Below are 4,580 nucleotides of genomic sequence, written 5' to 3'. Positions count from 1 at the left end.
ATAATGTTAATTAAAAGCTAGCCATGCACCTCAAACATATCAATAACTCTTTTAAAACTTTCATTTTATTTGCACAATTTATTGCCATACTAAAACCTACGTATATAAATCGTTTTGGGGTAAGTATGAGAACAATTAAACGAAGTCGTTTAAAAGCGCCTAGCGTTAACACTACAAAGACTAAGCTCGCATTTTTCCTGCTTAGTGCCACGGTACTTTTAACTGCATGTGGCGAGCAGATAAAAAGCGAAAGTACACCTGCCTCCCCAGAAGCTAAAAGCGCTAAAAACACGCTTATTAATACCGATGATTTTAATATTAAAGCCATGGTAAAGCTGCCACAAACTGTAGAGTGTACGCTTGAAAACGGCCTACAAACTCAGTGTGCTCAAGTGGTTTTAAAATATCAGCCCGACAACATTGAAGTCGGCCCTTTTTGCCCAGAAACACTCGACGACGTAGGCGGAATTTGGGATTGGGATGGCACCGATGCGGGGCTATATAGGTTAGATAAAGCATTTTTAACCATGCTTAACGAGCAAGGTTTTACCTTTTACGATGAAGACGGCAACGTGCATATTGTTGATAACGCGACCATTCGCCCAACAGTTGATCATGCATGTATTAATGTATCGGTAGATAAAAGCGTAGAAATTACCGCCCTTTTACCACTGCACCCTGTTATGTCTGAGCAATCAACAGCGCTGGGCACTGTATCTAAAGTGGGTATAGCGCTTGCGGGTGTGCCTATTTTTTCGGATGCGCCAAGTGTGCAACATACTGGTCATTTACCCGCGCTTGATACCTGCGCAGGCCATATTGATCCGGGCGGTTGGTACCACTACCACGGCACCGCCAGTGATATAGACAGCGTATATAAACACGAACATGTAAACGCCAACTGTAATAATTTAGCGCAAAAGCCAAGCGCCCTGTTTGGTTATGGCTTTGATGGCTACCCAATTTACGGAAGCCAAGAAATTGATGGTACATCCCCAACCGAGCTTGATAGCTGTAATGGCCACACAGGCCCCGCAGGCCCCGCAGGCGAAAGCGGCATAGTTACTTACCACTACCATGCAAGTAATACATTCCCTAACTTACCTAAGTGCTTAAAAGGCGTGGTTGCACAAAATAATTTTACGACCACAGCACAAGCGGGTGTAGGCGCTAAGCCACCTGAAGGCACTAAAATAACTCGCCATGAACCACCTGGTGGCGGCGCTCCAAAAGCAGGTGGTCCTAACGGCGGCATGTCGCCACCGGGGTTTGCTGACGCTGCTAACAAACTAGGTATTAGCGAAGAAATGCTTATGCAAGCAATGCAAAAAGCCGGCGGCCCTAATGCCGATTTAACGGTTGTAGCAAAGGCACTTAACGTAACACCGGAGCAGCTAAAAGCCGCCTTACCAGAAAAACCTAAACGCTAATTAACCTGAACTCTGGTTAGAGATTTACTAACATATTGAACCATGGTGATATTTAAGTTTATTTTCTCTAACCAGAAACTTTCAGTGAAAATAAGGCAAATTTACGCGTCAATCGCTGGCCTATTGCAAGTAAGTTAAACGCGGTTTGCACTGAAAATAGCTGCCCGAGATAGATTTATTATCCAAATTCAGGCTAATTATAAATTACGTCAAGTGTTAAAAGCACTTGCCGTAACAATTAGTTACGCAACTTATAGCCTATAAAAGTTCCTAAAATCGTCAAAAATGTGAGAAAACGTTGGCTTGTGTCAAGAACAGTAAACGTTAGTAAAAAGCTGTAAACACGCCCCTGTTATCGGTTACATGTCAGTTACCATTCAGTTTAAAGCGCTAGTATTGAACCCAGTTATGTAACAACATACACGAGGCACTAGTATGAAACTGACTCAATTACTCCCTGCTCTACTTGCCATAAGTGCAGTATCTGGCGCTGCATATGCAGCACCCAATGAGCGAGAACACGCAAAAAGTTTTAATAATGAGCGCGCAAAACGCATCGAATACAAACGAGATGAGCGCCGCGATGACAAAAAACAGCGTATAGAATATAAAAAAAACGACCGTAAAGAGCGCAAACAAGCCAAACGCGAGCACCGCAAAGAGCAAAAGCGCAAAGTTGCCCATTACAAACAGCAGCAACGCACTCGTAATTATTTTAAACATAATCGCCACAACGTAGTGACCTACCGGCCTGGGCATTATTTTAATCATTTACCGCGCAATAGTGCTTCAATCAGATTTAATGGCATTACGTTTACATTTAGTGATGGTATTTACTACAGAAAAGCAAAAAGAGGCTACCACGTAGTTAAGCCACCAAGAGGCTTAAGAATACGCTCACTACCAAGGCATTATTCACACTTTAAACGCCATAATACCACTTACTATACCTACCAAAATGTATATTACGTGGCAGATAATAATGGTTATAGAGTAGTTGATGAGCCTAAAATAGTGGTTAATCAGGCTATTAAGGTAGGCAGTGCTAAAAATTATGATTTAGGGCAAACCTACGACACCCTCCCTATTTCGGCAGAGGCAGTCACGATTAACGATCAACAATATTTTAAGTACCAAGATATTTATTTTTTACCGCAAATAAACGGTGACGAAATAAAATATTTAGCGATAAATTTAGGGTAAACAATTTAGCTCAAACGCAGGGCAAGCTGCTTTATGCATCTTGCTCTTTTGACATTAAGTCGGCCATTCGTTGGTTAATTTCTTGCTCACTTAAATCTTCTTTATGGGTGCCTATGGTCCAAATATGCCCGAATGGGTCTTGTAGGGTGCCGGCTCTATCACCGTAAAACTGGTCGTGCACTGGGCGTACTTCTGTAGCGCCAAGTTCAATTGCCTTTTTAAATACGCTATCTACATCTTCTACGTAAAGCATTAAACTTACCGGTGTGCCACCAAGTGCATTGGGGCTTTTAAATGACTCGTCCGGGCATGAGTCCGAAATCATAATGTGGGAGTCGCCAATTATAATTTCAGCATGGGCTATACCGCCCTCTGGCAGCGGCATTTGCATTACTAACTGCGCATTAAATGCATCACGATAAAAACAAATAGCTTGCTGAGCACCTTCTATAATTAAGTACGGTGTTACCGAACTAAACCCTTTGGGAATTGCTGAAACAGTCATAACGCTCTCCATTATTTTTTATGGGTGTATGTATTTAGCCTATAGGTTAAAAACACTTCTTTCAACGTGTTAACTCATTTAAGTCACTATAATTAAATTAGCCAATTTGTGGTCAATAACTATACTAGCTGTAATATATATCTTACTTTTATTTGCTTAGGACTTTTATAATGTTAGCTAAAATTAGCCTCGCCGCTAAAAAGTATAAAGTTCTGAAGTTTTTAGTTTTAAGCTGGTGTGCTTTATTTGCCCACCAAAGCGTGGCTAAAGTTGTGATTGCCATTGTAGGTAAAACAAAAAACGACTCTTTTTATCAGCAAGCCTTCAAAGGCTGTTTGCACTTTAGTAGTGAGCACCCTGAAATAGAATGCAAGTACGATGGACCAAAAGACTTTCAAGATATTCGTAGCCAATCTATGGTCATTAATAGGTTAGTTGACCAAAAAATAGATGGGTTAATCGTAGCAACAACCGACTCTCAGCATTTGGTCACTCGTTCATTAATGGCGCTTAAAAGCAAAAACATTCCTGTTATAACGTTTGATTCTGACCTGCTAGAAAAACACCAACAGTACCGCCTAGCCTACGTAGGCAGTAACAACTTCGACTTTGGCGTTGCCTTAGGCGAGCAAGTAAAAAAACTGACCAACAAAGTAAATAATACGCTTTGCATGCAGTCGGGGCACCATACAACCCCTAATTTAAACAAGCGTATTGCTGGGGTTAGGTACGCGCTGTCTGATCAAGCGACAGCGCACCTATCAGGTAAAAACGGCTGGCGCGAACATAGTCGCTGCCCCTTATTTAGTTTAGGTAAGCGCGAAGAGTCACTAAAGCAGTTAATGCATTTATTAAAAATGGACAACCCACCCATTTTTTTAGCTGTGGCGGGGTTTGCACAATTTAACCCTCATTACGTAAATGCCTTAGCGCCTTTTAAGCAACGTATTGCCGAAAAAGACATTATTATTGTTTCTGCCGATACAGAAGAAATACAGCTCAATGTGTTAAGCAGGGGCCTCTCTTCGGCTAACATAGGGCAAAACCCTTTTGAAATGGGCCGCTTGAGCACCAAGTTAATGCACGACTACATTTTATATAATAAAAAGCCTGCGCAATCTCACTATTACACCGACTTTCATTACTGTACACAAAGTAACGCCTCACAGTGCACTGTTAATCATTAAAATTTTACCCTGTTAACTGGGGGTATGCCCTTTTAAGTACGATGCAGTGCACTTTAGCCAGCGTATTATTGCTCTAAGTTTAAACGTTGGTGCCACGCTGCAATGCTTTCATCGGGGTATTCATCAAACTGTTTATCGTTCTTTTGAATATGCGGGGTGACCCAATTGGCCTTACTAGCAAGCATTAAGTGGGTGTGCTCTGGCGGTACGGGTAATTCGCTGTCTATTGCGCCAGCAAAGGGATGAACTTGCTCA

The 4,580-nt window shown here is 41.8% G+C and carries 4 protein-coding genes and 1 pseudogene; 3 read left to right on the top strand and 2 right to left on the bottom strand.

Going from position 1 to position 4,580, the window contains the following annotated elements; translation table 11 throughout:
• Window positions 1-125: 125 nt before the first annotated feature.
• A complete protein-coding gene (locus B2R65_RS04965; RefSeq protein WP_286741398.1) occupies window positions 126-1,430 on the top strand; it encodes a YHYH protein in 1,305 nt (434 codons plus the stop codon).
• 435 nt (window positions 1,431-1,865) lie between these two features.
• On the top strand, window positions 1,866-2,633 hold the full coding sequence (locus B2R65_RS04960; protein ID WP_004588873.1) for a DUF6515 family protein: 768 nt from the start codon (window positions 1,866-1,868) through the stop codon (window positions 2,631-2,633).
• Between the two features lie 31 nt (window positions 2,634-2,664).
• On the opposite strand, the gene B2R65_RS04955 is transcribed toward B2R65_RS04960, so the two are convergent.
• Window positions 2,665-3,138: a VOC family protein gene (locus tag B2R65_RS04955; protein ID WP_004588872.1), complete on the bottom strand. Its 474-nt coding sequence runs from the start codon at window positions 3,136-3,138 to the stop codon at window positions 2,665-2,667.
• 170 nt (window positions 3,139-3,308) lie between these two features.
• Here B2R65_RS04955 and B2R65_RS04950 point away from each other — a divergent pair, with 170 nt between their 5' ends.
• Complete coding sequence (locus tag B2R65_RS04950; protein ID WP_286741395.1) at window positions 3,309-4,325, top strand: substrate-binding domain-containing protein; 1,017 nt, start codon at window positions 3,309-3,311, stop codon at window positions 4,323-4,325.
• Window positions 4,326-4,390: 65 nt separating this feature from the next.
• On the opposite strand, the pseudogene B2R65_RS04945 reads toward B2R65_RS04950, so the two are convergent.
• Window positions 4,391-4,580: pseudogene (locus tag B2R65_RS04945) on the bottom strand (GFA family protein); the annotation flags it as partial.

This window comes from Pseudoalteromonas sp. UBA2102 (assembly GCF_002331165.1).
Classification (GTDB): domain Bacteria; phylum Pseudomonadota; class Gammaproteobacteria; order Enterobacterales; family Alteromonadaceae; genus Pseudoalteromonas; species Pseudoalteromonas atlantica.
Note: the sequence above shows the minus strand (reverse complement) of the source record. Positions and strands in the feature narration are given on the sequence as shown.

Coding starts and splice junctions, on each gene's coding strand:
- B2R65_RS04955 (WP_004588872.1), bottom strand. CDS start 3,138: ATGACTGTTTCAGCAATTCCCAAAGGGTTTAGTTCGGTAACACCGTAC.
- B2R65_RS04950 (WP_286741395.1), top strand. CDS start 3,309: ATGTTAGCTAAAATTAGCCTCGCCGCTAAAAAGTATAAAGTTCTGAAG.
- B2R65_RS04960 (WP_004588873.1), top strand. CDS start 1,866: ATGAAACTGACTCAATTACTCCCTGCTCTACTTGCCATAAGTGCAGTA.
- B2R65_RS04965 (WP_286741398.1), top strand. CDS start 126: ATGAGAACAATTAAACGAAGTCGTTTAAAAGCGCCTAGCGTTAACACT.